Consider the following 24,183-nt stretch of genomic DNA (forward strand, 5'->3'; position numbering starts at 1 on the left):
CTTAAGCTCCTTCGGGCGAGACCGTTAAACACAAAATGGACTTTGCCGACTTCCCTCAAAACTCCGCTTCCAATGCTGAACGCATGGGCTGGGCGAACGCTTCCCCGGAAGTCATCGCCAAGGTATTGAATTCGGCGCTGGCGGCGCAGGACCTGTCCGGGTTTGCGGCGCTGCTGTCGGACATCGCGCGCGACCGCGGCCTCAAGGGGCAGCGCGCCGCGCACCAGTCGATCTACGACATGCCCTATGCCAGCCTGCTGCCGCGGCAGAAGCACCTGCTGTCAGATGCCTTCGAGTTGCTGGTGCTGCTTGGGCTGGAGCTGCGCGCCCGCCGGGACGACGAGGGCCTTGACACCGACCTCGACGACGCTGACGACAGCGGCGGCGAAGACGGCGCCGCGGGCGCCGACAAATAGGCTCGCCGTGTCCGTCCCCCGCCCTGTCGCCTTGCCCGTGTCAGGGATGAGGCGCTAGCCGCGCTCTAGCATACCGATCTCGCGCACCGCGACCGACAGCATCGACAGTCCCGCCGCACCCGATGCGCGCTGGTCGGCCAGCATGCGTGTAAAGCGTTCCAGCGCGCCATGGCGGCTGGCACGCCAGGCATCGATCATCGCTTCCGGCGATTTCAGTTCCCCCTGCTGCGACAGCACGCTGACCGTCAGCGCACGCTTGAGCCGGCCCAGGTCTTCCAGCGTGGTGGTGCGCGCCAGCAGGTCCCAGTGCGTGTCCGAAGGCAGCGCCAGCGCACGCTCGCGTAGCCAGCTGAAGCTCAGGTGGCTGTCCAGCGCGAAGTACACCCCCGCAACCAGGTCGAGGCTGCGTTCGCACGCGTTGGCCACTTCGGCGATATCCAGCGCCGCCGCGGAAATCTCGCTGCCGGCAACGCGCAAGGCGAGCGCCTCGTCGACACCGGCATCGGAGAAGGTCCTGGCATGTTCCGCCAGCGCCGTGGCATCGGCCGGCGGCAGCAGCTGCGGCAACTGGGGCAGCAGCCACTGTGCCGCCTGCGTAAAGCGCGCCAGTTCGGCGCCGGCCTGGCCGCCGCGCAGATAGCGGATAAACCACAGGCAGGCCCGCTCCAGCAGCACCGCCAACTCGCCGAACATACGGGCCTGCTCGGCATCGGGCACGCGGTTGTCCAGCGCATCGATCTCCTGCCACAGCGCGGTCAGCCCGAACACGTCGCGCGCAATCAGGCAGGCGCGCACGATGTCGGCGGGGCGCGCGTCGGTTTCTTCCATGATCCGGTGCACGAAGGTCGCGCCGATGCGGTTGACCAGCATATTGGTCAGGTGCGTCGACAGGATCTCGCGCCGCAGCGGGTGGCGATGCATGGCTTCGCCATGGCGCTGGCGCAGCGGCACCGGGAAGTAATCGGCGAGCAGGCCGCCGACTAGCGGGTCTTCGGGCACGTCGGAATCCAGCAGCGCGTCGTACAGCCACATCTTGCTGTACGCCAGCAGCACCGCGCGCTCGGGCGAGGTAAGCCCTTCGCCGGCCAGCTTGCGCTCGGCGATCTCTTCGTCTGAAGGCAGGAATTCGAGCGCCCGGTTCAGCCGCCCGGCGCGCTCCAGCCAGCGCACCAGCCGCGCCTCGCCATCGAGCAGCGGCGCGGCGTGGCGCCCGGCCACCGACAGCGCCTGGGTCTGGTAGTAGTTGTCCTGCAGCACCAGCAGGCCGACCTCGTCGGTCATCTCGGCCAGCAGCTTGTTGCGCTGCTTCTCGGTCATCTCGCCATCGGCCATCACGAGCCCCAGCAAGATCTTGATATTGACCTCATGGTCGGAGCAGTCCACGCCGGCGGAGTTGTCGATGGCATCGGTATTGATGCGGCCGCCCTTGCGCGCGAACTCGATCCGGCCAAGCTGGGTGAAGCCCAGGTTGCCGCCTTCGCCGACGACCTTGCAGCGCAGTTCGTTGCCGTTGACGCGCACGGCGTCGTTGGTGCGGTCGCCTGCCTGCAGGTGCGTTTCGTGGCTCGACTTGACGTAGGTGCCGATGCCGCCGTTGTAGAGCAGGTCGACCGGCGCCATCAGGATGGCATGGATCAGCTCGGCCGGCGACAGCGCGCTGGCCGTGATGCCGAGCACCGCCTGCACCTGCGGCGTCAGCGCGATGGTCTTGGCCGTGCGCGGGAAGATGCCGCCGCCGGCGGAGATCAGCGTGGCGTCGTAGTCGGCCCAACTCGAGCGCGGCAGATTGAACAGCCGCGTGCGTTCCTCCAGCGTGCGCGCGGGATCCGGGTCGGGGTCGAGGAAGATGTGACGGTGATCGAAGGCGGCTACCAGCTTGATATGCGGCGACAGCAGCATGCCGTTGCCGAACACATCGCCCGACATGTCGCCGACGCCGGCGACGGTGAAGTCGGTGGTCTGGATATCGACGCCCATCTCGCGGAAATGCCGCTTGACCGATTCCCACGCGCCGCGCGCGGTGATGCCCATCTTCTTGTGGTCGTAACCGACCGAGCCGCCGGAGGCAAAGGCATCGTCGAGCCAGAAGCCATACTCGGCGGAAATCGCGTTGGCGAAGTCGGAAAACGTCGCCGTGCCCTTGTCGGCCGCGACCACCAGATAGGGATCATTGTCGTCATGCCGCACCACGTCGGGCGGCGGCACCAGCTGCCCGCCGACAAGGTTGTCGGTCAGGTCGAGCAGCCCGCGCAGGAAGGTCTGGTAGCAGGCGATGCCTTCCTGCAGGAATGCATCGCGGTCGGTCGGCGGGGGCGGGCGCTTGACCACGAAGCCGCCCTTCGAGCCCACCGGCACGATCACCGTGTTCTTCACCATCTGCGCCTTCATCAGCCCCAGCACCTCGGTGCGGAAGTCTTCGCGGCGGTCGGACCAGCGCAGCCCGCCGCGCGCGACGCGCCCGCCGCGCAGGTGCACGCCCTCGACCCGCGGCGAATAGACCCAGATCTCGAACATCGGCCGCGGCTCTGGCAGCCCCGGCACCAGCGCGGGGTTGAACTTGAACGACACGTAGGGGCGTGGCTGGCTGTCGTCGCTGCGGTGGAAATAGTTGGTGCGCACGGTGGCCTGGATCACGCCCAGAAAAAGCCGCAGGATGCGGTCCTCGTCGAGGTTGGGCACCTTGTCGAGCGCCGCCTCGATCTCGGCCAGCAGCTTGTCGCAGCGTGCCTGGCGCGCGGTGTCCGCAGCCACCTGGCTGACGGTATCGAAGCGCGCGATGAACAGCCCCACCAGCATCGCCGCGATGCCTGCATTGCCGGTCAGCGCGCGTTCGATATAGGCATCGCTGAAGGTCGAGCCCACCTGGCGCAAATAGCGTGCGTAGGCGCGCAGGATGGTGACGTCGCGCGCGGCCATCTCTGCGCGCAGCACCAGCCGGTTGAGGTCGTCGTTCTCGATCTCGCCATGCCAGGCGTGCGCAAAGGCATCTTCGAACAGTGCCTTGACACGCGCGATATCGAAGTCCGCCGCGCCGCCGCTGTCAGCAATCTCCAGCCCGAAATCATGCACCCACACCGGCGCGCCGCTGTCGGGCTCGATCAGGTAGGGGCGTTCTTCGTCCACGCGCACGCCCAGGTGTTCGAGCATGGGCAGGCTGTGCGACAGCGCGATCGGCTCGCCGGCGCGGTAGACCTTGAAGCGGAACGCGCCCGGCGCGGCCTCGATCGGCCGGTACAGGTTCATGGCCATGCCGCGCGCGCTTTGGTGGGCGCGCAGCGCGTGCTCCATCAGCTCGATGTCGCGCACCGCGGTCCGGGCGGGGTAGTCTTCGCGGTAGCCCGCCGGGAACGAGCTGCCATAGCGCTGCAGCAGCCGGTTGCCCTGTTCTTCGCCGTGGCTTTCGTGCAGCGCTTCGGCAAGGTCGTCCTGCCAGCGGCGGCTGGCGTGGACGATGCGCTGTTCCAGCTCTGCGGTATCGACATGCGGCATCGTGCCCGGCTCGCCGCGCACGGTCAGCTGGATGCGCGCCAGCGGCGATTCCGACAGCAGCGGCGTGAATTCGCAGCTGGTGCCGTGGAAGGCCGCGGTCAGCAGCTTCTGGATCTTCTGCCGCAGGTCGGTGTTGTACTTGTCGCGCGGCACGAACACCAGGCACGAGACAAAGCGGTCGAAGCGGTCGCGCCGCACGAACAGCCGCGTGCGCTGGTGTTCCTGCAGCCGCAGGATGCCGGTGGTGATGTCGAACAGCTCATCCTCGCTCGCCTGGAACAGTTCGTCGCGCGGGTATTGCTCGAGGATGGTGACCAGCGACTTGTACAGGTGGCCCTTGGTGAGAAAGCCGGCGCGCGCCAGGATATTGGCGCACTTGCGCCGCACCAGCGGGATCTCGGCGATCGGCGCCATATAGGCGGTCGAGGTGTACAGGCCCACGAAACGGCGCTCGCCGAACAACTTGCCCTGTGCATCCAGCAGCTTGACCCCGACATAGTCGAGATAGCCCGGCCGGTGCACACTGGCGCGCGAGTTGGCCTTGGTGACGAAGATCGGCGAGGCGCCTTCGATGATGGCGGTGGCCGCGGCGGGCAGCGGCGTCAGGTCCTCGGAGTCCGGTTCGCGCAGGCTCTCGCGCAGGATACCGGCGCCGGAGCCCGGCACGCCACGCAGGAAATAGCGCCCTTCCTGTGCCACCAGCTGGTAGTCGCGCTGGCCGAGGAAGGTGAAATGGTCGTCCATCATCCATTCGAGGAAGGCGCGGGCCTCGGTGCTGTCGGGGGAGGCGGCGTCAGGCGCCTGCGCCAGCGCGGCGATGGTGGCCTGGGTGATGTCGCACATCGCGGGCCAGTCTTCGACCGCGGCGCGCACGTCGCCCAGCACGCGCGCGATGCCGCTGCGCAGCGCCTCCAGCCGCGCGGCCTCGCCGCTGCGGTCGACCTCGAAGTGGATAAAGGATTCCAGGCGCGAATTGTCGCCGGGCTCGCCGGCGCCGCCCAGGGCGATGCGCTCGATCCCGCCGGCGGCGCTGCGCCAGACGCGGAACACGGGGTGGATCGCCGAATGCAACGCCAACCCTTGCCGATTGATCTCCATGGTCACGGAGTCGACCAGGAAGGGCATGTCGTCGTTGACGATCTCGACCACGGTATGGTCGGAGTGCCAGCCATGCTCTTCCAGCGTGGGGTTGTAGATGCGGATGCGTGCGCTGCCCGGGACGAACTTCTGCGCGGTCTGCCAGTGCGCCATCACGGCGCCGTACAGGTCGGCGACTTCGCGGTGCAGCAGGTCGTCGAAGTCGGCCTGGTCGTAATAGTGCCGCAGGAAGGACTCGGCGACGCCGAACGTGGCCGCCGGCAGCCGCTCCCGGGCAAAGGCAAGCAGTTCGTCCAGCAGGTGCGCGACTTTGTCTTCGTTCTCCTGCGGCATGATTCCTCCTGGCGGTATCGATGGACGACGCGGCCCGCGCGGACCGCGCGGCAATGGCGCCGCCCGGTCCGGCATGTGCCGGGGCATGCTCATACTTTAGGAAAAATCAGCGGACCTGGCGGGATAAAGTCGCGAAGAAAGCGAATGATCCGGACAGTGCGGCCGGCCCGCTTGCCGAAGAGGGGCAACCGGCCTGGCATGCGCCTTGGAAGCGCGCCTCAGAAGCGCGCCTCAGAAGCGCGCCTCAGAAGCGCGCCTCAGAAGCGCGCGCTGGCGAGGATCGGACAATAGGCCGGGCGATGCGCGACCGGGGGCAGTCCCGCGCAGGGGAGGCCGGACGCCGGCGCGCTACCCTGCGGGGCGAGCCCGCAGGCAGTACCGCCGGCAGTCGCCTTGCCCTGGCGCGCGGCTTCGCCGCCCACCCGGATCTGGCGCGTGGTGTGGTCGTTCAGCCGGATCCTCATCCGTTCCAGCAGGCTGCCCAGCGCCACGCGCTCGTGCGAGTTGAACGGTGCCACCGACACGCTGTGCAGCGCGCTGAGCGCCTGCGAAACGCGCTCGAGGCGGCTCACTGCGATGTCGGCGATGCGGGGCGTAGTGCCCTCGGCTTGCTCGATCCAGCCGTCGCGACGCAGTTCATGCAGCAGCAGTTCGGACTGCGGAACGTCGATCAACATGGCGCCAGGCAACGGAGCGCCGCGCACAAAGTCGCCGCGCTTGATCGCGCGCAGCAACAGCCATTTGGCGTAAGTCAGGCCAGTGGCGGAGAGGGTTTGTTCCAGGGCGTCTTGCCAGGCGGTGACGGCGTCGACCAGTGCAAGGACGACCGGCTCGTTGGGTTCGAGAGGTCTGGGCTGCATGAATGGCGTCTCCTGATTTTCAAATTTGCCGCCACTACGATGCTGCGGGCACCCGTCACGCTTGTGCAACGGGTTGATGGGCCGAGCATGGCCGGCCCGGGCGGCACGGTTGCTGAACCTCTCTGGCGGGCCCGTTCAACCGATAGGGCGAGACACTACCAGAAACTTTTGCCATTTTTGTGACATTGCGGGTATGCCCTGAGACTCTGGTTGCAGTGAGTGGAGCGAAGGTCGCTGGCACTGCGTAACTATGAAGAATGCGACTGCTGTTCATGACTTTAAATCACAGCCGGAATGGGATCGGCTGGCTACACTGCGAGCCGGAGACCCCACAACGCCAGCCTTTCGGCAAACAAGGCACGGGGCGAGCGGCACAGGCAAGGGCGTGTGCCGCCAGACCGGAGATAAGGATGTACAAGGAACGCATTCGCCTGGCCAGGCTGCATGACAAGGTAGTCTCGGCTGACGAAGCCGCCGCGCTGATCCGTGACGGCATGACCGTAGGCATGAGCGGTTTCACCCGCGCGGGCGACTGCAAGGAAGTCCCGTTCGCGCTGGCGCGCCGTGCGGCGACCGAGCCGCTGCGCATCACGCTGATGACGGGCGCCTCGCTCGGCAACGACATCGACCGCGTGCTGGCCGAGGCCGACGTGATCGCGCGCCGCCTGCCGTTCCAGTCCGATGCCACGCTGCGCCGCAAGATCAACGCCGGCGAAGTGATGTTCATCGATCAGCACCTGTCCGAAACCGTCGAGCAGCTGCGTTCCGGCCAGATTGCGCCGGTTGACGTGGCGGTGGTCGAGGCCGTCGCGATCACCGAGCAGGGCGGCATCATCCCCAGCACCTCGGTCGGCAATTCGGCCAGCTTTGCCATGCTGGCGCGCAAGGTGATCGTCGAGATCAACATGAACATGCCGCTGGAGCTGGAAGGGCTGCATGACATCTTTTTCCCGGTCCAGCGCCCGTACCGCCAGCCGATCCCGCTGATCGCGCCAGAGCAGCGCATCGGACTTCCGTATATCCCGATCGATCCTGAAAAGATCGCTGCCATCGTTATCACCGCCAAGGACGACAGCCCTTCCAATGCGCTGCCGCCGGATGACGAGACCCGCAGCATCGCCGGCCACCTCAATGACTTCCTGCTGCGCGAAGTGCGCGCGGGCAAGCTGTCGCCGTCGCTGCAGCCGCTGCAGGCCGGCATCGGGACCATTGCAAACGCGGTGCTGCACGGGCTGGTGGACTCGCCGTTCCGCGACCTGAAGATGTATTCCGAGGTGCTGCAGGACAGCACCATCGATTTGCTCGATGCTGGCCGGCTGTCGTTTGCCTCGGCCTCGTCGGTGACGCTGACGCGCGAGGTCTACCAGCGCTTCCTGTCGAACCTGGACCGCTACCGCTCGCGGTTGCTGCTGCGCCCGCAGGAGATCAGCAACCATCCCGAGATCCTGCGCCGGCTGGGGCTGATCACCATCAACACCGCGCTGGAGTGCGACATCTACGGCAACGTCAATTCCACTCACGTGGGCGGCACGCACATGATGAACGGCATCGGCGGCTCCGGCGACTTTGCGCGCAATGCGCACCTGTCGGTGTTTGTGACCAAGTCGGTGGCCAAGGGCGGCGATGTCTCGAGCATTGTGCCGATGGTGGCGCATGTGGACCACACCGAGCACGACGTCGACATCATCGTCACCGAGCATGGCCTGGCCGACCTGCGCGGCCTGGCGCCGCGCGAGCGTGCACTCACCGTCATCGCCAATTGCGCCGACCCGCAGTACCGCGAGTTTCTGGGCGACTATTTCCGCCGCGCCAGCGCCCACGGCGGCCAGACGCCGCACTTGCTGGAAGAAGCGCTGTCCTGGCACATGGGCTTCCGCGATCGCGGCACGATGCGGCCCGTACAGCCGGCGCAGGCCCTGGCCGCCTGAAACCCGTACGAAAGAAAGCAAACAGCCCGCCGAAGCGGGCTGTCTTGCCTGGACATTGCGGGCTTACTGCGCCTTGCTGCCCTGGCTGGCGGGCGCCTTGGCGCCATCGGTGTACGGGTCGGCCTTGCCGGCCTTGGCGCCATCGGTGTACGGGTCGTACTTGCCGGCCTTGGCGCCGTCGGTGTACGGATCGTACTTGCCGGCCTTGGCGCCGTCGGTGTTCGGGTCGACCTTCTTGCCCGAGTTGGTCAGGTCGGAGCGCGTCGACTGCTTGGCGCCATCGGTGTAGGGATCGAACTTGCCCGACTTCGCCGGGTTCTGGTTCGGGCTGGCCTGCTTCTTGGTGTGGCTGCCGCCGTAGAGGTCGCCGCCCTCGGTGTAGTTCTTCTGCGCATAAACCTGCGTCGCGCCCACAGCGGCGAATGCTGCAACGATCAGGGTCGAAACGGTCTTCTTCAGCATGTCTTTATCCTCACGATTTCGGCAGCGCAGCGCCTGTGCGTTGCCGGGTTGGGGCCGAGCGTGGTCCGGCATGCGGTGCCGGCCGTGTGGCGGATCACCTAGCTAATTTACCGAGTTGGCGCGTGTCCGCAAAGTGAAAGTTTCTTCTAGGGATATTGAAACGCTTGGGCGGGCGTTGCGTCCTGTGCAGGATCAAGATTCGGCAGTTGGACTCGGAAATAACTCAATATTAGTGCCGTTATCGGCACGTTTCGCGACGTCCAGACGAAAAAAACGGCTGCCATGAGGCAGCCGTTCGATGACCTCTCGTGTCAGGCGCCGTTATTCCAGCGTGATGTTCTGGTCATGCGCGATCTTCTTGCGCAGGTCCAGTTCGCGCTTGATCTGCGCGGCGTACTGGGCCGAGGTATTGCCGTCGGTGTAGGCGCCGCTATCAGCCAGGCGGCGCTTCACGTTCGGGTCCTGCAGGGCCTTGACCGCGGCGTCGTGCACGCGCGTGATGATGGCCGCGGGCGTGCCGGCGGGCGCGACCAGGCCATACCAGGCCATGTTGTTCATGTCCTTCATGCCGGCTTCGGCGAAGGTCGGCACGTCGGGCAGGCCCTCGACGCGCTTGGGTGCCGCCACCGCCAGCGCGCGCAGCTTGCCGGCCTGGATATGCGGCATCGACGACGGCAGGTTGTCGAACTGGGCGTTGACCTGGCCGGCCAGCGTGTCATTCAGCGCCGGGCCCGATCCGCGGTAGGGGATGTGGACCATGTCGGTCTTGGTGATGTCCTTGAACAACTCGCCATCCAGATGCGAGATGCTGCCCTTGCCGGCGGAAGCATAGCTGTACTTGCCCGGGCTGGCCTTCAGCAGCGCAACGAACTCCTTCAGCGTCTTGGCCGGCACCTTGGGGTTCACCGTCAGCACGTTGGGCACGTTGACCAGGTTGGTGATCGGCGCGAAATCCTTGAGCGGGTCGTACGGGTTCTTCGGATTGGTGGCGGGGTTGGTCGCCATGGTGCTGACCGTGGCGATGCCGAGCGTGTAGCCGTCCGGCGCGGACTTGGCCAGCGCGTCGGCGCCGATCGCGCCGCCGCCGCCTCCGCGGTTTTCCACCACCACCGGCTGGCCCAGTTCGCGGCCCAGGCCGTCGGAGACCGCGCGCGCGACGATATCGGTGGTGCCGCCGGCCGCGAACGGGACGATCAGGCGGATCGGCTTGGTCGGGTAGGACTGCGCCTGGGCAAGGCCAGCGTACGCCAGGCCGATGGCTGCGACGCAGGCGGCTGCGCCTGCTTTGTTGACTGCTTTCAAGGATGCCTCCGTTCTTCTTTCACTGATTGCTTGCCAGGCGGGCTGCAGGCGTTTCTCTCGGGCGCAACGCCATCGTGCGCCCCGCGCCGTCAGTCTTCCCGCGCGGCTGACCCGGCCGCGCCGGGGTGCGGCAGCGGCCTGCACGTTGTAATTCCGCGATACGGAACCATGTTCCACAACATGCGCGGAAGCGATTCAACCGGGAAAGCACATGGAAAGGAATTGGTGACAACCCGCGTATCAAGAAAATGGGGTTCGTGCCGTGCGCCCGGCGGTGGCTTTTTTCAGGCGAAGAAGAGGGGGGCGACGGAAGAGTGAGCGGAAATGAAAAAAGCCGGAAGCAAGCTTCCGGCCCTGAATTCGCTGGTGGGGCGTGAGTGACTCGAACACTCGACCTACGGATTAAGAGTCCGCTGCTCTACCAACTGAGCTAACGCCCCAACGAAGAAAAAGATTGTAGCAAGGTATCGAATACTGCGCAATACCCTTTCGCCATGTCTTGCGAGAGAGGCGGCGGCGGGGCTCGCGCCCGCCGCTACAATTCGGCACGCCCCGACACACACTGCCAGCCCATGCACGCCAGAGTCCTGCGCTATCTCGACGAGGTTGTCCGCCGCGGTTCGATCCGCAAGGCGGCCGAGCACCTGCACGTTGCGCCGACAGCCGTGAACCGGCAGATCCTTGACCTGGAAGCCGAGCTGGGCGCGCCGCTGTTCGAGCGCATCAACAAGCGGCTGCGCCTGACGCCGCTGGGCGAGATGGTGCTGGCCCACGTCCGCCAGACGCTGCGCGAGCATGACGCGCTGCGCGAGCGTATCGAAGACTTCAAGGGCGCTCGCCGCGGCGACGTCACCGTGGCGGTCACCGCGGGACTGGCCGGCTCGCTGATGCCGTCGCTGGTACATGACTTCCGCCAGCGCTATCCGGGCATCGTGGTGCGCGTGAATGACCTGCCGGTTGCCGATATCGTCGCGGCGGTCGAGCAGGGCGATGCCGATCTCGGGCTCGGCTACGACCTGCCTGAACTGCCCGCCTTCCGCGCGCTGGCCAGCAGCGACTGGCAGATCGGCGCGGTGGTGCCGCCGGGGCATGCGCTGGCGGCGCAGCCATCCGTGCTGCTGAGCGAATGCGTCGGCTATCCGCTGATCCTGCCCGCTGCTTCCCTGTCGATCCGCGCGCTGCTGGATGCCGCCTTTGCCCGCAATGCCATCGAAGTGTCGCCGGTGGCGGAATCGACCTCGACCGTGCTGATCCGCCAACTGGTCATGCTGGGCACCGGCGTGGCGCTGCTGAACCCGCTCGACGTGATGGAGGAGCGCGCGCGGCAGGCGCTGGTGTACGTGCCGCTGCGCGACCGCCACCTGCAGGGGCAGACCCTGACGCTGGTGGCACGCGCCCGCGGCACCCTGAGCGCGGCCGCGGAACTGATGGCCGAACGCATCGGCGAAGCGCTGGCCACGTTGTTCGCCCAGGCCCGCTAGCGGGATGATGCAAATGTCCACTTTTTGTGGACACAGTGCTCGGAATTCGATGCTTAGGCGCGAGCACGCCTTCGCCTTAGACTGGCGGCATTCGTCCCAAGAACCTGAGGAATGCCGCCATGACCCTGATTGCCCTGAACGCCGACGTACTTGTCACCATGGATGCGCAGCGCCGCGAGATCCGCGACGGTGCGCTGGTCGCCGAAGGGGCTGCGGTGCAATGGGTCGGGCCGACCGCCGAGCTGCCGCCGCAATACCGCCGCATGGTCGACGATGGCAGCGCGCAGGTGCTGGATATGCGCGGCCGCGTGGTGACGCCCGGACTGGTCAATACGCACCACCACATGTACCAGAGCCTGACGCGCGCCGTCCCCGCCGCGCAGGATGCCGAGCTGTTCTCGTGGCTGACCAACCTGTACATGCTGTGGTCGCACCTGACGCCGGAAATGATCGCCGTGTCGACCAAGACCGCGATGGCCGAGCTGATGCTGTCCGGCTGCACCACCACCAGCGATCACCTCTACCTGTTCCCCAACGGCTCGCGCCTGGACGATTCGATTGCCGCCGCGCAGGAGATGGGCATGCGCTTCCACGCCGCGCGCGGTTCGATGAGCGTTGGTCGCAGCAAGGGCGGCCTGCCGCCCGACGTGGTGGTCGAGGACGAAGCCGCGATCCTGCGCGACAGCCAGCGGCTGGTCGAGCAGTACCACGACGGCGCGCGCCACGCGATGCTGCGCGTGGTGCTGGCGCCTTGCTCGCCGTTCTCGGTGTCGCGCGACCTGATGCGCGAGTCGGCGGTGATGGCGCGCCACTATGGCGTGTCGCTGCACACGCACCTGGCCGAGAACGACAACGACATCGCGTACTCGCGCGAGAAGTTCGGCCTGACGCCGGCGCAGTATGCCGAAGACCTGGGCTGGGTCGGTCACGACGTCTGGCATGCGCACTGCGTGAAGCTCGACGACGAAGGCATTGCGCTGTTCGCGCGTACCGGCACCGGCGTGGCGCACTGCCCGTGCTCGAACATGCGGCTCGCGTCCGGCATTGCGCCGGTGCGGGCGATGCGCGATGCCGGCGTGCCGGTCGGGCTGGGCGTTGACGGCAGCGCGTCGAACGACGGCGCGCACATGCTGGGCGAAGCGCGCCAGGCCATGCTGCTGCAGCGTGTCGGCTACGGCCCGGCCGCGATGAGCGCGCGCGAGGCGCTGGAGATCGCCACGCTGGGCGGCGCACGCGTGCTCAACCGCGACGATATCGGCGCGCTCGCGCCGGGCATGTCGGCGGACTTTGTTGCCTTCGATATGTCAGGGGCAGGATTTGCCGGCGGCGGCCACGACCTGGTTGCATCGCTGGTGTTCTGCACCCCCGCCAATGTCGCGGCGAGCGTAATCAACGGGCGCGAAGTAGTACGCGATGGCGTGTTGCTGACTGCCGACCTGCCCAACGTGCTGACGCGGCATCGCGCGCTGGCACGCACGCTGTTCGAGCGCGCCAGAGTCGGCGCCTGATCCCTGGGAGGTGAACCGCCGCAGGCGTGCATCGCCTGCGGCAGATTTCGAAACACTCGGAACGGAAAAGCAGCAGGGGGAAAAGCAAAAGGCCGGAAGCATTGCTGCTTCCGGCCTTTCTGTATTCGCTGGTGGGGCGTGAGTGACTCGAACACTCGACCTACGGATTAAGAGTCCGCTGCTCTACCAACTGAGCTAACGCCCCAACGAAGAACGAGATTCTAGCATGATTTTCGGCTCTGTCAACAGTTTGAGCACAACCGCGTGCAACGCTTTTCGCGCATGCCGATGCCGGCAACCATCAGGTGAACGGAACCGAACGCTAGCCTTGCTGGTCTTCGGATTGAGCGCAATCGCACAACGTGGATCCGCACGATATGGTCGGAGCCATGTTAGGATTCTTCTCCACTTGCATATGGAGGGCTGCACCGATGGATATCAAATTCCAAGAGCAAGAGCGCTACGACATCAATAATGAAGGCTTGCTCTTCCAGGCGATCGTCAATGGCGAGAAAGTGACTTGCGTAGTGACACGCGAGGCACTGTGGGAAGGCTTCAGCGCCGATCAGGTGCTGTCGCTGGAAGAGGCATTCCGTGCCGGCCGCGAAACCATCGAACGCGCCGCCGTGGTGCTGATCGAGCAGGGCGCGCCCCAGCCAATCGTCGTCAAGCGCGCCCACGTGGCGCCGATCTGATGAGGATGGATGCCCCGGCCAGCCGTCGGCATGCCGCGGGCGCCCATCCATCATCAGGCATCACCGCTTAGATCACCGCTTAGATCACCGCTTAAATCAACGCTTAAGGCCGTCCGGCCTTGCGTACCCGGCCCGGCAACGCCGGCGCAGGCAGCAAAGTCTTCCCCGCTGTATCAATTTCCGATCGTCTAACGCTGTCCCCGGCAGGCTTTTCTTGCTGACGGCATCTTGTGCGCGACGCGTCAGCGCGCCGCCGCGGTGGCGCACGTCTGCGGCTGCGGTGCGCTGGCCGCATCCGCATCCGCATCCGAATCGGCGGCGCGGTGCTCCGATGCCCCCGGCCGTGACGCGCATTCTTCAAAGATCCTGGCGCGGCACTGCGCGCAGATCTCAGGCGACAGCTTGCCGATGATCGTGTGCAGCGCCTGCCGCTTGGTCGGGAAGATATGGTCCGGCCCCAGCTTGCTGCTGAAGCCGGTCTGCTCCCATGTCTGCAGCACTTGCGTGCGCGGGCGATGGAAGTAAAGGTCGCCGCCCATGGCGCGGCGCTCGGCCAGTTCGTTTTCCCACATCTCCGCGCCCGCCAGGTCGATGAAATTCATGCTCTTGGTCATCGCCAGCAAGTGCGTCTGGCCGGCGTTGACCGTGCGCAGCCAGTGCAGGCGGTCGGTCACGTACTGCACGGCGCCGAAGTAGATCGCGCCTTCCATGCGCAGCAATTTGAGTTGCGGGCATTCCGGCTGCGGACGGTGCAGTTCGTCCAGCGGCGTGAAGCGCCGGCCCGGGTCGTCGGCATCCGGCACCAGGCTGCGCACTGCCGGTCTCGAGGTGCGGTACAGGTAGGCCACCAGCGACAGCACGGTGCCGAGCAGTACCGCCATTTCGAGCCGGATCACCAGCGTTGCGGCGAAGGTGCCGACGGCAATCGCAAACTCGGTACGGCTGAGCGTGAAGATGCGCCGCAGCCGTGCGATATCGAGCAGTCCCCACGCCACCAGCAGCAGCATGGCGCCGATTGCCGCCATCGGAATCTGCGCCAGCAGCGGCGCGCTCAGCGCAACCAGCGCCAGCAGCCACAGCGCCGAGAACACGCTGGCCAGCGGTGTGCGCGCGCCGGCTTCAAAGTTGGGCATCGAGCGATTGAGCGAGCCGCACGAGATATAGCCGGAGAAAAAGCCGCCGGCGATATTGGACAGGCCCTGCCCGATGAATTCGCGGTTGGCGTCGATATGCTGCCCGGAGCGCAGCGCCACTGCCTTGGCGATCGAGATCGACTGGCCCAGCGCGACGATGGTCAGCGCCGAGGCGATGCCGAGCAGGTCGGGCAGCTTGCGCCAGTCGACGTCGGGCACATGGAAGCGCGGCAGCGCCGACGGGATCGGCCCCACCACGTTCACATGCTGGGCGAAGGCGCCGGCCTGGTTCAGCAGCAGCGCCACGCCATAGCCGGCCAGCAGCCCCAGCAGCATGAACGGCAGCTTGCGCCACAGCCGCTTGCACAGCAGCGTCACCGCCAGCGTCACGGCGGCGACGGCCGCCGCGGACCAGTTGATGGTGTCGGCGTGTTCGGCCAGGTGGCGCAGCACGCCGAAGGCACTGGTGCCGGTCGGCACCTGCAGGCCGAACACATCCTTCAGCGCATAGAGCCCGATCAATGTCGCCGCGCCGCAAGTGAAGCCGAGCAGCACCGACGGCGAGATAAAGTTGGCGAGCGAACCCAGCCGCAGCGTGCCGACCGCGAGCTGCATCACGCCGACCACGATGGTCACCGCCAGCGCCAGCCCGATATACGCGGGGCTGCCGGCGAATGCGAGCGGGCTCAGCATGGCGAACAACGCCAGCGAATTGGCATTGGTCGGCCCCGACATCACATGCCAGCTCGAACCGAACAGCGCCGCGACGATGCAGGGCACCACTGCGCTGTAGATGCCGTACTGCGGCGGCAGTCCGGCCAGCGTGGCGAAGGCCACGCCCTGCGGCAGCACCAGCACCGCGCCGAGCAGGCCGGCGACCAGGTCGGCGCGCAGCGTGGCGCGGTCGACGCGCTGGCGCCACGGGAACATGCGATGCAGGAATGAGCCTTGCGTGGTTGCGGACATGGGAACAGGACAGCCGTGGCGCCCCTGTCCGCGGACTTGCCGCGTTCAGGGATTCATGCCGGCAGTGTAGCGGGCAGGCCGCCGCCGAGGCGAGCCGGGCATGCCCGGGCTTGCGTGAATGCGTGGACTGGCGGCGCATGCCGTGGCGGCCGCAGCCCGTGGCGGGCGTCAGCCGCAGTGCAGCGTGGCGACCACCGGCGTGTGATCCGAGGGCTGTTCCCAGGCGCGCGGTACGCGGTCGATCACGCAGGCGGAGCATTGCTCCACCAGCGCCGGCGACAGCAGGATATGGTCGATGCGCAGCCCGGCATTGCGGCGGAACGCCATCATGCGGTAATCCCACCAGGAGAAGCTCTTCTCCGGCTGCTCGAACCTGCGGAAGGCATCGGCCAGCCCCAGCTCCACCAGTGCGGCAAAGGCGGCGCGCTCCGGCGGCGACACGAGGTTCTGGCCTACCCACTTGGCCGGGTCGTGCACGTCGCGGTCTTCGGGCGCGATATTGAAGTCGCCCAGCAGCGCGAGGCGCGGATGGCGCTGCATTTCCTCGCGCAGCCATGCCGTCATCGCTTCCAGCCACTTGAGCTTGTAAGTGAACTTCTCCGACTCGGGCGACTGGCCGTTGGGGAAGTAGGCGCAAACCAGGCGCAGGTCGCCATAGGTCGCGGCGATCACGCGCTGCTGCGCATCCTCGAAGCCGGGGATGTTGCGCACTACGTCGGCCGGCCCGGGCATGCTGGCATCGCGGGCGAGGATGGCCACGCCGTTGTACGTCTTCTGCCCGGTGTAGATGCTGTGGAAGCCGGCGTTCTCAAGTTCGGCCAGCGGGTACTTGTCGTCCGGCAGCTTCAGTTCCTGCAGGCACAGCGCGTCGATCGGCGCGCCGGCCTGGTCCTGCTCGGCGAGCCATTGCAGCACCTGCGGCAGGCGCACCTTCAGGGAGTTGACATTCCAGCTCGCGATCCGCAGCGGACCGGTGGTGGGCAGTGCGACCGCGCTCATGCCGCCATCCCGCCGTGACGCAGCAGCGCATCGATCTGCGGCGCGCGGCCGCGGAACGCGACAAAGGATTCCATCGCCGGGCGGCTGCCGCCCACGGACAGGATCTCGCGCTGGTAGCGCGCGCCGGTCTCGCTGTCGAGCACGGTGCCCGACAGCTGTGCCGCTTCCTCGAATGCCGCGTAGACGTCGGCCGACAGCACCTCCGCCCACTTGTAGCTGTAGTAGCCCGCCGCGTAGCCGCCGGCAAAGATATGGCTGAAGGTGTTCGGCCAGCGCGACAGCGGATGCTGCGGCACCACGTGCACGCGGTCGTTGATCTGGCGCGACAACTCCAGCACCGAGGCGGCGCCGGCCGGGTCGAAGTCCGTGTGCAGATGCATGTCGAACGACGAGAACACGATCTGGCGCAGCGTCATCATGCCGTTCTGGAAGTTCTTCGCGGCCAGCATGCGGTCGAACAGCGCGCGCGGCAGCGGCGCGCCGGTGTCGACGTGCTGCGTCATGCCGGTCAGCACTTCATATTCCCAGCAGAAGTTCTCCATGAACTGCGACGGCAGCTCCACCGCATCCCATTCCACGCCGTTGATGCCCGACACGCCCAGCTCGCCCACCTGCGTCAGCATGTGGTGCAGGCCGTGGCCGAACTCATGGAACAGCGTGATCACTTCGTCGTGCGTGAACAGCGCGGGCTTGTTGCCCACCGGTGCGGAGAAGTTGCAGGTCAGGTACGCGACCGGCGTCTGCACGCCGCCATGCTCCAGGACCTTGCGGCCGCGGGCGTCGTCCATCCACGCGCCGCCGCGCTTGCCTTCGCGCGCGTAGAGGTCGATGTAGAACTGGGCCAGCAGCGTGCCGTCGGCGGTGGTCACGCGGAAAAAGCGCACGTCCTTGTGCCAGGTCTGCGCCGGCTCGGCCTCGATGCGCACCGAGAACAGCTTCTGCACCACGCCGAACAGGCCTTCTAGCACCTTCGGTTCCGGGAAGTACTGCTTGACCTCGTGCTCGGAGAACGCATAGCGCTGCTGGCGCAGCTTTTCCGAGGCGTAGGCCAAGTCCCACGGTTGCAGGTCGGACAGGCCGAGTTCGGCGGCGGCGAAGGCCTTCAGCTCGGTCCAGTCCTTCTCGGCGTAGGGCCTTGCCTTGACGGCGAGCTCGTCGAGGAACTTCAGCACTTCGGCCGGCGACTCGGCCATCTTCGGCACCAGCGAGACTTCGCCATAGCACTGGTAGCCAAGCATCTGCGCTTCTTCACGGCGCAACGCCAGCTGGTCGCGCATGTTGGCCGTGTTGTCCCACTCGCCCTGGCCCTGGCCGTATTGCGCGCCCAGTTCCGAGGCGCGCGTGACATTGGCCTCGTACAGCGTCTGGCGCAGCGTGCGGTCGTCGGCGTACTGCAGCACCGGGAAGTATGAAGGGAAGTGCAGCGTGAATTTCCAGCCGGCCTTGCCGTCTTTCTCGGCGGCGTGGCGGGCGGCTTCCTTCGCATCGTCGGGCAGGCCGGCCAGGCGTGCCTCGTCCTCGATGACCAGTGCGTAGATGTTGGTGGCGTCCAGCACGTGGTCGGAGAACGCCTTGGACAGCTGCGCCTGCTGCTCCTGGATCTCGGCGAAGCGCGGTTTCCGGTCTTCGGGCAGTTCGGCGCCGCCCAGGCGGAAGCCGCGCAGTTCGTTCTCGATCAGCTGGTGGCGGGCCGAGCTCATGCCGGCGAACTCGGGGCTGGCGGCCAGCGCCTTGTATTTTTCATACAGGGCCAGGCTCTGGCCAAGCGACGACCAGAACTCGGTCATGCGCGGCAGGTTGTCGGCGTGCGCCTTGCGCAGCTCCGGTGTGTCGGCGACCGCGCTCAGGTGGCTGACCACGCCCCAGGCGCGGCCCAGCGGCTCGGTGGCCGCTTCCAGCGCCTGCACGGCGCTGGCCCAGTCGGCCGGCGTGGCCGGGTCTTCGGCACGGGCGACGGCCTGCTGCGCGCTTTCGAGCAGCACGTCCAGCGCCGGGCTGATGTGCTCGGGCCGGATCTCGGCGAAGCGGGGCAGGTCGGAAAAGTCCAGCAGCGGATTGTTGGCCGGAGTGGCTTGTGCGGCTTGGTCCATGGCGTGTTCTCGGTTGGCTGGCCTCAAAGGTCGATGCCCCGCAGATGGGGGCGGGGTGCGGGCATTTCCAGCACCCCCGTGTGGCGTACTGTACGCCGGATGTACGCCGAACGCGCGAGCGCTTCAGCCCGCGGCGCGTTCCGCCGCTTCCAGCGTGTTGACCAGCAGCATGGTGATGGTCATCGGGCCGACGCCGCCAGGCACCGGCGTGACGTGGCCGGCCACCTCGCGCACGCCGGCGAAGTCCACGTCGCCGCACAGCTTGCCGTTGTCGTCGCGGTTCATGCCCACGTCGATCACGACGGCGCCCGGCTTGACCATGTCGGCGGTGATCAGGTTGCGCTTGCCGACCGCGGCGACGATCACGTCAGCCTCGCGCGTATGGGCGCCGATATCGCGCGTCTTGCTATTGCAGATGGTGACGGTAGCGCCGGCCTGCAGCAGCAGCATCGCCATCGGCTTGCCGACGATGTTGGAGGCGCCCACCACCACGGCACGCGCGCCGCGCAGCGGGTACTGGATCGATTCCAGCATCTTCATGCAGCCGTACGGCGTGCACGGGCGGAACAGCGGGGCGCCGGTCATCAGCGCGCCGGCGTTGGCGACGTGGAAGCCGTCGACGTCCTTTTCCGGGGCGATTGCTTCCAGCACCTTGTGGCTGTCGATGTGCTTGGGCAGCGGCAGCTGCACCAGGATGCCGTGGATGCTCGGGTCCTGGTTGAGCGCGTCGATGCGTGCCAGCAATTCCGCCTCGGACAGGTCGGCCGGGTAGCGGTCCAGCGAGGAGTGGAAGCCGTTGTCCTGGCAGGCCTTGACCTTGTTGCGCACGTAGACCTGGCTGGCCGGATCCTCGCCGACCAGGATCACGGCCAGGCCGGGGCGGTGACCGCGCTCGGTCAGGCTGGCGGCGCGCTGGGCGGCTTCGGAGCGGATGTGTTTGGCAAGGGCATTGCCGTCGATCAGTTGGGCAGACATGGAGGAAAAGACCGGTTTGGGCGGGTTTGTGCGAATTTTGGCGGATCCGGCAGATTCTTTGGCCGCGGGTGGCGTGCGCCCGGCATGCGGGCATGCGGATCAAAGGCGAATTATAAAGGGTCAGTGCGGGCTGGCGCGCGCAGCTTGACCGGATGCAAGGGTTGCACGGGTGCGGGGCTGGTAGCATCGGCCGCATGCACACCGCGCTCCCGTCCCTGCTGTCAGACCCGCTGCTGGTTGTCGTGTCCCTCGCCGGACTGCTGTGGGCGCTGGCGCGCCGGCCGTGGCGGTTGCTGCGGCGCAATTCGCTGCAGCACGCCTGGCTGGGGGCGATGGTGCTGGTGGCGCTGCTGTGGACGGTGCGCGCCACGCTGGTCGGCGGGCTGGTGATCCAGTTGCTGGGCGCCACGCTGATGGTGACGCTGTTCGGGCTGCCGCTGGCGCTGCTGTCGCTGTTCGTGGTGGACCTGGTTTCGCTGTTCGGGCTGGAATATCTTGCCGGGCACAGCTGGGCGCTGTTCGACTGGCCTTCGCTATGGGTGCGCTACACCTGGCTGGCGCTGGTGCCGGCGCTGCTCTCGGCCGGACTGCAGGCGCTGATGCGGCGCTGGCTGCCGCGCCATCCGTTCGTCTTTATCCTGGGGCACGGCTATTTCACCGGGGGGCTGGCGGCGCTGGGCGCGAGCGCCGCGCAGGCGGCGTGGCGGCATGTGATGGCGCCGGGGCTGCCGTTCACCCTGGCCGATACGGTGGCGGCAACGCTGATCCTGGCGTTTGGCGAGGCGTTCCTGACCGGACTGCTGGTGGCCGTCTTTGTGGTCTACCGGCCACAATGGGTGGTCACGTTCCGGGACGAAGACTACCTGAGGAATTGATTTCGGGCGCCGGCGGTGGCGCCCGGAAAGCGGGGCAGGATGGCTGGAGAAGGCCTGCCGGCGCCGCAAGTCAGCTGTTGCGCGACAGTGCCAGGCGCAGCAGGTCGGCGACCGTGTTGACGTTGAGCTTTTCCATGATGTTGGCGCGGTGCGCCTCCACCGTCTTGATGGAAATGCCCAGGTCATCGGCGATCTGCTTGTTCAGGCGGCCGGCCACGATGCGCTCCAGCACCTGCTGCTCGCGCGTGGTCAGCTTGCCCAGCAGATCCTTGGCGGCGCGCTGCTCGCGCGCGGCGGAGTGGTCGGTGCGGGCCTTCTGCAGCATGCGCTCGACCAGCGCGCGCAGTTCGGATTCGTCGAACGGCTTCTCGATGAAATCGATGGCGCCGCGCTTCATGGTCGATACCGCCATCGGCACGTCGCCGTGGCCGGTAATAAAGACGATCGGGATATTGATGTTCTCGGCGATCATCCGCTCCTGCAGTTCCGGACCGCTCATGCCAGGCATGCGCACGTCCAGGATCAGGCAGGACACCTGGCTGGCGTCGTAGGCGGCGAGGAACTGCTCGGCGCTGGTAAAGCTGCGAACCTGGTAGCCATTGCCCTCCAGCAACCAGGTCAGCGAGTCGCGCATGGCTTCATCGTCGTCGACGATGAACACGGTCTCGCCGCGGTGGGGCGTGGGGTTTGGCGTTGCGGTCATGTAGTCTCCTCTGGACAACAATTCATTGCTGCGAAGTGTAACCGCCCCCGGGCCTCTGTGGCGAGACGGATTCCCCACATGCGTAGGGGGGCTGCGCCGGCCTGCCAGGGTCGTCCGGAATGATTCGGACAGCGGTGGAATGCGGGGCTTATTGCTCGGCCATCACCGGATGCAGCGGCAGCATGATCTTGAAGGTGCAACCAATGCCGTCGACATTGTTTTCCACCCACAGCCGGCCCTGGTGCGACTCGATGATCGAGCGGCAGATATTCAGCCCCATGCCCATGCCGTCGGACTTGGTGCTGAAGAAGGGCTCGAACAGGCGCTCTTTGGTGGCTTCGTCGACGCCGGGTCCCTGGTCGATGACATCGATATGGACGTTGTCGCCGAACTCGCCCGGTTCCACGCGCGCATGCAGGCGCACCACGCCGCCGGCGCGCAACGCCGGCAGGCCGGCCATGGCTTCGACCGCGTTCTTGAGCAGGTTCACCAGCACCTGCTCGATCAGCACCGGGTCGACATAGAGGGCCATCGGCGGCGCCGGCAGCCGGGTCAGGATGGTGACGCGGCGCCGGGTCGCCTCCAGGTCGGCCAGGCCCACGGCATCGGCGACGATATCGTGCAGCGCGGCTTCGCGCCGCTGCGGCTGGCTGCGCTTCACGAAGCCGCGGATGCGGCTGATGATGGTGCCCGCGCGCACTGCCTGCGCGGAGGTTTTCTCCAGCACAGGGATCAGGTCCTCCGGCGTGCTGCGGCCCGAATGCAGCCGCGCCACCGCGCCCATGCAGTAGTTGTTGATTGCGGCCAGCGGCTGGTTCAGCTCGTGCGCCAGCGACGACGCCATCTCGCCCATGGTGGTCAGGCGGCTGGTGAACTGCAGGCGTTCCTCATGCTGGCGCGCCATTTCCTCGGCGGCCTTGCGCACGGTAATGTCGGTGGCGATCTGCATCTGCGCGAGGTGGCCGTCGACCCATTGGATATAGCGGCGGCGCACTTCGAACCATTTCTGCATGTCGGGCACGAACACCTCGCGCGCGTCCGACGCATAGGGCATCAGTTCGGAAGCGGGCAGGCCGGCGTAGGCGTCGACGTAATCGGTGTTGTCGCTCGAGACCTGGTCCTTGTCGAGCTCGTCGCCGGCCAGCTTCAGGTGGCCCTCGGCCTCCCAGCCGAACAGCTGGCGGTAGTAGCGGTTGGCGAACAGCAGCTCGGCCTTGTCGGTGGCGAGCACCGACACCGCGGCGTCCAGGCTCTCCAGCACCGTGGTGAAGCGGTCATGCGCGGCGGCCAGTTCCTCGCGCGCGCGCTTGGGCTCGGTGATGTCCGTCATCGAACTCATCCAGCCGGTATGGCGGCCGCGGCTGTCGACCAGCGGCGACACGTACATGCGCGCGTAGAAGCTGCTGCCGTCGCGGCGCATCACGCGCATTTCGTAGCCGCCGGCGGGCGACTTGCCCTGCAGCGTCAGGTCGATCTGCTTCTGCATTTCCTGCTGGTCGTTCGGCGGCCAGTAGGGGAAGGGCGGCAGGCGCCCGACCAGGTCGTTCTCCTGCCACCCCGTCATGCGGCAGAAGGCCGGATTGACGTAGGTGATGCGGCCGTTCAGGTCGAGCGCGCGCAGGCCGATCAGCATCGAGTTTTCCATCGCGCGCCGGAACGAGGTCTCGGCCAGCAGCGCGCGCTGCGCCTCGGAGCGGCGGCTGGTATGGCGCCACATGCTCCACAGGCTCCATAGCAGGAAGCAGGACAGGCCCACCACCAGCCACAGCAGCATGTTGTTGGGCAGGTTCGACGGCGGCGGGTAGGCGTCGGCGCGCAGTGACAGCGAGTGGCCGGGCGGGTCCAGCAGCACTTCATATGACAGCGCGTTGCCGGGCACCGGCCGCAGCGAGGTGCTGGCGCGGGTCTGGTTGTTCTTGTCGATCAGCGAGAAGCGGTAGCGCTCGGTCAGCTCCGGCGGCAGCAGGTGCGTCAGGATGCCGTTGATCGAGTACAGCGCGCCGAGCGTGCCGAGGAACTCGTTGTCGCGCACGATCGGCACCTGCATCAGCATGAAGCTGTCGCCGCGGTCGTTGACCAGCGGGCGCGAGTAGACCACGCGCTGGGTTTCGCGCGCGGCATCGAAGGTGTCCAGCACTTCGGGCTCGAGCGGCTGGTCCTGGTTCTCGCGCAGGCGCACCGCGAACTCGGACGTCGACGGCAGCGACCAGCGGCCGCGCTTGGTCGCGTCGAGCCAGTTGACAAAGACGATCTCGGGATTCTCGCGCAGGATTTCCTGGGCGGCGGTACGGTAGGCGCCTTGCTCCAGCTGCGCGGCGGCGATGTCGCGCGCCAGCGAGGCCAGCTGGTCCTGGTTGCTGAGCAGTGACAGGCGTACGCGTTGCTGCGCCCAGGCGGCGTCGCGGTACAGCGCATCGCGTTGCTGCTGGCGTTCGGTCTCGTGCAGCGACCACAGGATCACGCCCATCGCCACCGTAAACAGCACGATCGCGACCAGCGGGATGAACATGAACCAGCTGGTGGCGACAAGGTTGCGCCAGCGCAGCCACCACAGGCCGCGCGGGGCGGCCACCGGCGCGCCGTCGTCGGGGCCGAGCGTGTCGATCGGGCCGAGTCCCGTCGCCGGAGGCGGGGCGTGGCCGGTATCGCCTCCGGCGGCCTTGGCTGTGCCCGAGGCATCGGGAGAAAGCATGGCTGCACGCAGGCGGGAGAGGAAGCGATCGAGGAACGGCATGGGAGGGATTGACGGCTGACCGATCAGTGTACCGAGATTATTGCGGTGCGTCGCTTGGGGAAAGCGCCAATGAAACCCCGGGCGCCGCTGTCCGTGCCGGCGCCCTTGTGTCTGGCGCCGGACAGGCCGTGGCAGG

The 24,183-nt window shown here is 66.9% G+C and carries 16 protein-coding genes and 2 tRNA genes; 6 read left to right on the forward strand and 12 right to left on the reverse strand.

Going from position 1 to position 24,183, the window contains the following annotated elements:
• The first annotated feature begins 35 nt into the window (after positions 1-35).
• A complete protein-coding gene (locus tag VSR71_RS07715; protein WP_342913308.1) occupies positions 36-416 on the forward strand; it encodes a hypothetical protein in 381 nt (126 codons plus the stop codon).
• A gap of 54 nt (positions 417-470) precedes the next feature.
• Here the strand turns inward: VSR71_RS07715 and VSR71_RS07720 are convergent, their stop codons facing one another.
• Together VSR71_RS07720 and VSR71_RS07725 are read right to left on the reverse strand one after the other, a co-directional pair.
• Entirely contained in the window at positions 471-5,336 is a 4,866-nt protein-coding gene (locus VSR71_RS07720) for an NAD-glutamate dehydrogenase (RefSeq protein ID WP_342913309.1), read from the reverse strand.
• Positions 5,337-5,593: 257 nt separating this feature from the next.
• A complete protein-coding gene (locus VSR71_RS07725; protein ID WP_342913310.1) occupies positions 5,594-6,196 on the reverse strand; it encodes a MarR family transcriptional regulator in 603 nt (200 codons plus the stop codon).
• A 410-nt stretch (positions 6,197-6,606) separates the two neighbouring features.
• Between VSR71_RS07725 and VSR71_RS07730 the strand changes: the two genes are divergently transcribed.
• Positions 6,607-8,124, forward strand: coding sequence for an acetyl-CoA hydrolase/transferase family protein (locus VSR71_RS07730; protein WP_342913311.1), 1,518 nt, complete (start codon positions 6,607-6,609; stop codon positions 8,122-8,124).
• A 63-nt stretch (positions 8,125-8,187) separates the two neighbouring features.
• Here VSR71_RS07730 and VSR71_RS07735 read toward each other — a convergent pair whose 3' ends face one another.
• The 3 genes from VSR71_RS07735 to VSR71_RS07745 all read right to left on the reverse strand — a co-directional run bounded on the left by VSR71_RS07735 (position 8,188) and on the right by VSR71_RS07745 (position 10,328).
• Positions 8,188-8,586 (reverse strand): hypothetical protein, encoded by a 399-nt coding sequence (locus VSR71_RS07735; RefSeq protein WP_342913312.1) that lies wholly within the window; start codon positions 8,584-8,586, stop codon positions 8,188-8,190.
• Positions 8,587-8,907: 321 nt separating this feature from the next.
• On the reverse strand, positions 8,908-9,888 hold the full coding sequence (locus tag VSR71_RS07740; RefSeq protein WP_342913313.1) for a tripartite tricarboxylate transporter substrate binding protein BugE: 981 nt from the start codon (positions 9,886-9,888) through the stop codon (positions 8,908-8,910).
• 364 nt (positions 9,889-10,252) lie between these two features.
• Positions 10,253-10,328: transfer RNA gene (locus VSR71_RS07745), tRNA-Lys, on the reverse strand.
• A gap of 132 nt (positions 10,329-10,460) precedes the next feature.
• Here VSR71_RS07745 and VSR71_RS07750 point away from each other — a divergent pair.
• Complete coding sequence (locus VSR71_RS07750; RefSeq protein WP_342913314.1) at positions 10,461-11,369, forward strand: LysR family transcriptional regulator; 909 nt, start codon at positions 10,461-10,463, stop codon at positions 11,367-11,369.
• A gap of 119 nt (positions 11,370-11,488) precedes the next feature.
• Positions 11,489-12,877: an 8-oxoguanine deaminase gene (locus VSR71_RS07755; protein WP_342913315.1), complete on the forward strand. Its 1,389-nt coding sequence runs from the start codon at positions 11,489-11,491 to the stop codon at positions 12,875-12,877.
• Between the two features lie 129 nt (positions 12,878-13,006).
• Here the strand turns inward: VSR71_RS07755 and VSR71_RS07760 are convergent.
• A tRNA-Lys gene (locus VSR71_RS07760) sits at positions 13,007-13,082 on the reverse strand.
• Positions 13,083-13,308: 226 nt separating this feature from the next.
• Here VSR71_RS07760 and VSR71_RS07765 point away from each other — a divergent pair.
• The gene (locus VSR71_RS07765; protein WP_029047712.1) at positions 13,309-13,572 is read left to right on the forward strand and encodes a DUF1488 domain-containing protein; all 264 of its coding nucleotides are present in this window, start codon (positions 13,309-13,311) and stop codon (positions 13,570-13,572) included.
• 242 nt (positions 13,573-13,814) lie between these two features.
• On the opposite strand, the gene VSR71_RS07770 is transcribed toward VSR71_RS07765, so the two are convergent.
• From VSR71_RS07770 to folD, 4 genes are all read right to left on the reverse strand, one after another.
• Positions 13,815-15,671 carry a SulP family inorganic anion transporter gene (locus tag VSR71_RS07770; RefSeq protein ID WP_342913316.1) on the reverse strand — a complete coding sequence of 619 codons (1,857 nt, stop codon included), beginning with the start codon at positions 15,669-15,671 and terminating at the stop codon, positions 13,815-13,817.
• A 168-nt stretch (positions 15,672-15,839) separates the two neighbouring features.
• On the reverse strand, positions 15,840-16,670 hold the full coding sequence (gene xth / locus VSR71_RS07775; protein ID WP_342913317.1) for an exodeoxyribonuclease III: 831 nt from the start codon (positions 16,668-16,670) through the stop codon (positions 15,840-15,842).
• Positions 16,667-18,760: a M3 family metallopeptidase gene (locus VSR71_RS07780; protein ID WP_342913318.1), complete on the reverse strand. Its 2,094-nt coding sequence runs from the start codon at positions 18,758-18,760 to the stop codon at positions 16,667-16,669. The genes xth and VSR71_RS07780 overlap by 4 nt, the downstream gene beginning before the upstream one ends.
• A 123-nt stretch (positions 18,761-18,883) precedes the next feature.
• Positions 18,884-19,735, reverse strand: a complete 852-nt coding sequence (gene folD, locus VSR71_RS07785) for a bifunctional methylenetetrahydrofolate dehydrogenase/methenyltetrahydrofolate cyclohydrolase FolD (protein ID WP_342913319.1) — start codon at positions 19,733-19,735, stop codon at positions 18,884-18,886.
• A gap of 194 nt (positions 19,736-19,929) precedes the next feature.
• Between folD and VSR71_RS07790 the strand changes: the two genes are divergently transcribed.
• Complete coding sequence (locus tag VSR71_RS07790; protein ID WP_342913320.1) at positions 19,930-20,610, forward strand: hypothetical protein; 681 nt, start codon at positions 19,930-19,932, stop codon at positions 20,608-20,610.
• A 70-nt stretch (positions 20,611-20,680) separates the two neighbouring features.
• Here VSR71_RS07790 and VSR71_RS07795 read toward each other — a convergent pair whose 3' ends face one another.
• Together VSR71_RS07795 and VSR71_RS07800 are read right to left on the reverse strand one after the other, a co-directional pair.
• Positions 20,681-21,313 (reverse strand): response regulator transcription factor, encoded by a 633-nt coding sequence (locus VSR71_RS07795; RefSeq protein ID WP_029047707.1) that lies wholly within the window; start codon positions 21,311-21,313, stop codon positions 20,681-20,683.
• Between the two features lie 148 nt (positions 21,314-21,461).
• Entirely contained in the window at positions 21,462-24,047 is a 2,586-nt protein-coding gene (locus VSR71_RS07800) for a PAS domain S-box protein (protein ID WP_342913321.1), read from the reverse strand.
• Positions 24,048-24,183: the final 136 nt, after the last annotated feature.

Origin of the sequence: Cupriavidus oxalaticus (assembly GCF_038900635.1) — a bacterium.
In the GTDB taxonomy this organism is placed as follows: Bacteria; Pseudomonadota; Gammaproteobacteria; order Burkholderiales; family Burkholderiaceae; genus Cupriavidus; species Cupriavidus oxalaticus_B.

Excerpts from the sequence above, each read along its gene's own strand:
- VSR71_RS07715 (WP_342913308.1), top strand. The coding sequence starts at position 36 with ATGGACTTTGCCGACTTCCCTCAAAACTCCGCTTCCAATGCTGAACGC.
- VSR71_RS07720 (WP_342913309.1), bottom strand. The coding sequence starts at position 5,336 with ATGCCGCAGGAGAACGAAGACAAAGTCGCGCACCTGCTGGACGAACTG.
- VSR71_RS07725 (WP_342913310.1), bottom strand. The coding sequence starts at position 6,196 with ATGCAGCCCAGACCTCTCGAACCCAACGAGCCGGTCGTCCTTGCACTG.
- VSR71_RS07730 (WP_342913311.1), top strand. The coding sequence starts at position 6,607 with ATGTACAAGGAACGCATTCGCCTGGCCAGGCTGCATGACAAGGTAGTC.
- VSR71_RS07735 (WP_342913312.1), bottom strand. The coding sequence starts at position 8,586 with ATGCTGAAGAAGACCGTTTCGACCCTGATCGTTGCAGCATTCGCCGCT.
- VSR71_RS07750 (WP_342913314.1), top strand. The coding sequence starts at position 10,461 with ATGCACGCCAGAGTCCTGCGCTATCTCGACGAGGTTGTCCGCCGCGGT.
- VSR71_RS07755 (WP_342913315.1), top strand. The coding sequence starts at position 11,489 with ATGACCCTGATTGCCCTGAACGCCGACGTACTTGTCACCATGGATGCG.
- VSR71_RS07765 (WP_029047712.1), top strand. The coding sequence starts at position 13,309 with ATGGATATCAAATTCCAAGAGCAAGAGCGCTACGACATCAATAATGAA.
- VSR71_RS07770 (WP_342913316.1), bottom strand. The coding sequence starts at position 15,671 with ATGTCCGCAACCACGCAAGGCTCATTCCTGCATCGCATGTTCCCGTGG.
- xth (WP_342913317.1), bottom strand. The coding sequence starts at position 16,670 with ATGAGCGCGGTCGCACTGCCCACCACCGGTCCGCTGCGGATCGCGAGC.
- VSR71_RS07780 (WP_342913318.1), bottom strand. The coding sequence starts at position 18,760 with ATGGACCAAGCCGCACAAGCCACTCCGGCCAACAATCCGCTGCTGGAC.
- folD (WP_342913319.1), bottom strand. The coding sequence starts at position 19,735 with ATGTCTGCCCAACTGATCGACGGCAATGCCCTTGCCAAACACATCCGC.
- VSR71_RS07790 (WP_342913320.1), top strand. The coding sequence starts at position 19,930 with ATGCACACCGCGCTCCCGTCCCTGCTGTCAGACCCGCTGCTGGTTGTC.
- VSR71_RS07795 (WP_029047707.1), bottom strand. The coding sequence starts at position 21,313 with ATGACCGCAACGCCAAACCCCACGCCCCACCGCGGCGAGACCGTGTTC.
- VSR71_RS07800 (WP_342913321.1), bottom strand. The coding sequence starts at position 24,047 with ATGCCGTTCCTCGATCGCTTCCTCTCCCGCCTGCGTGCAGCCATGCTT.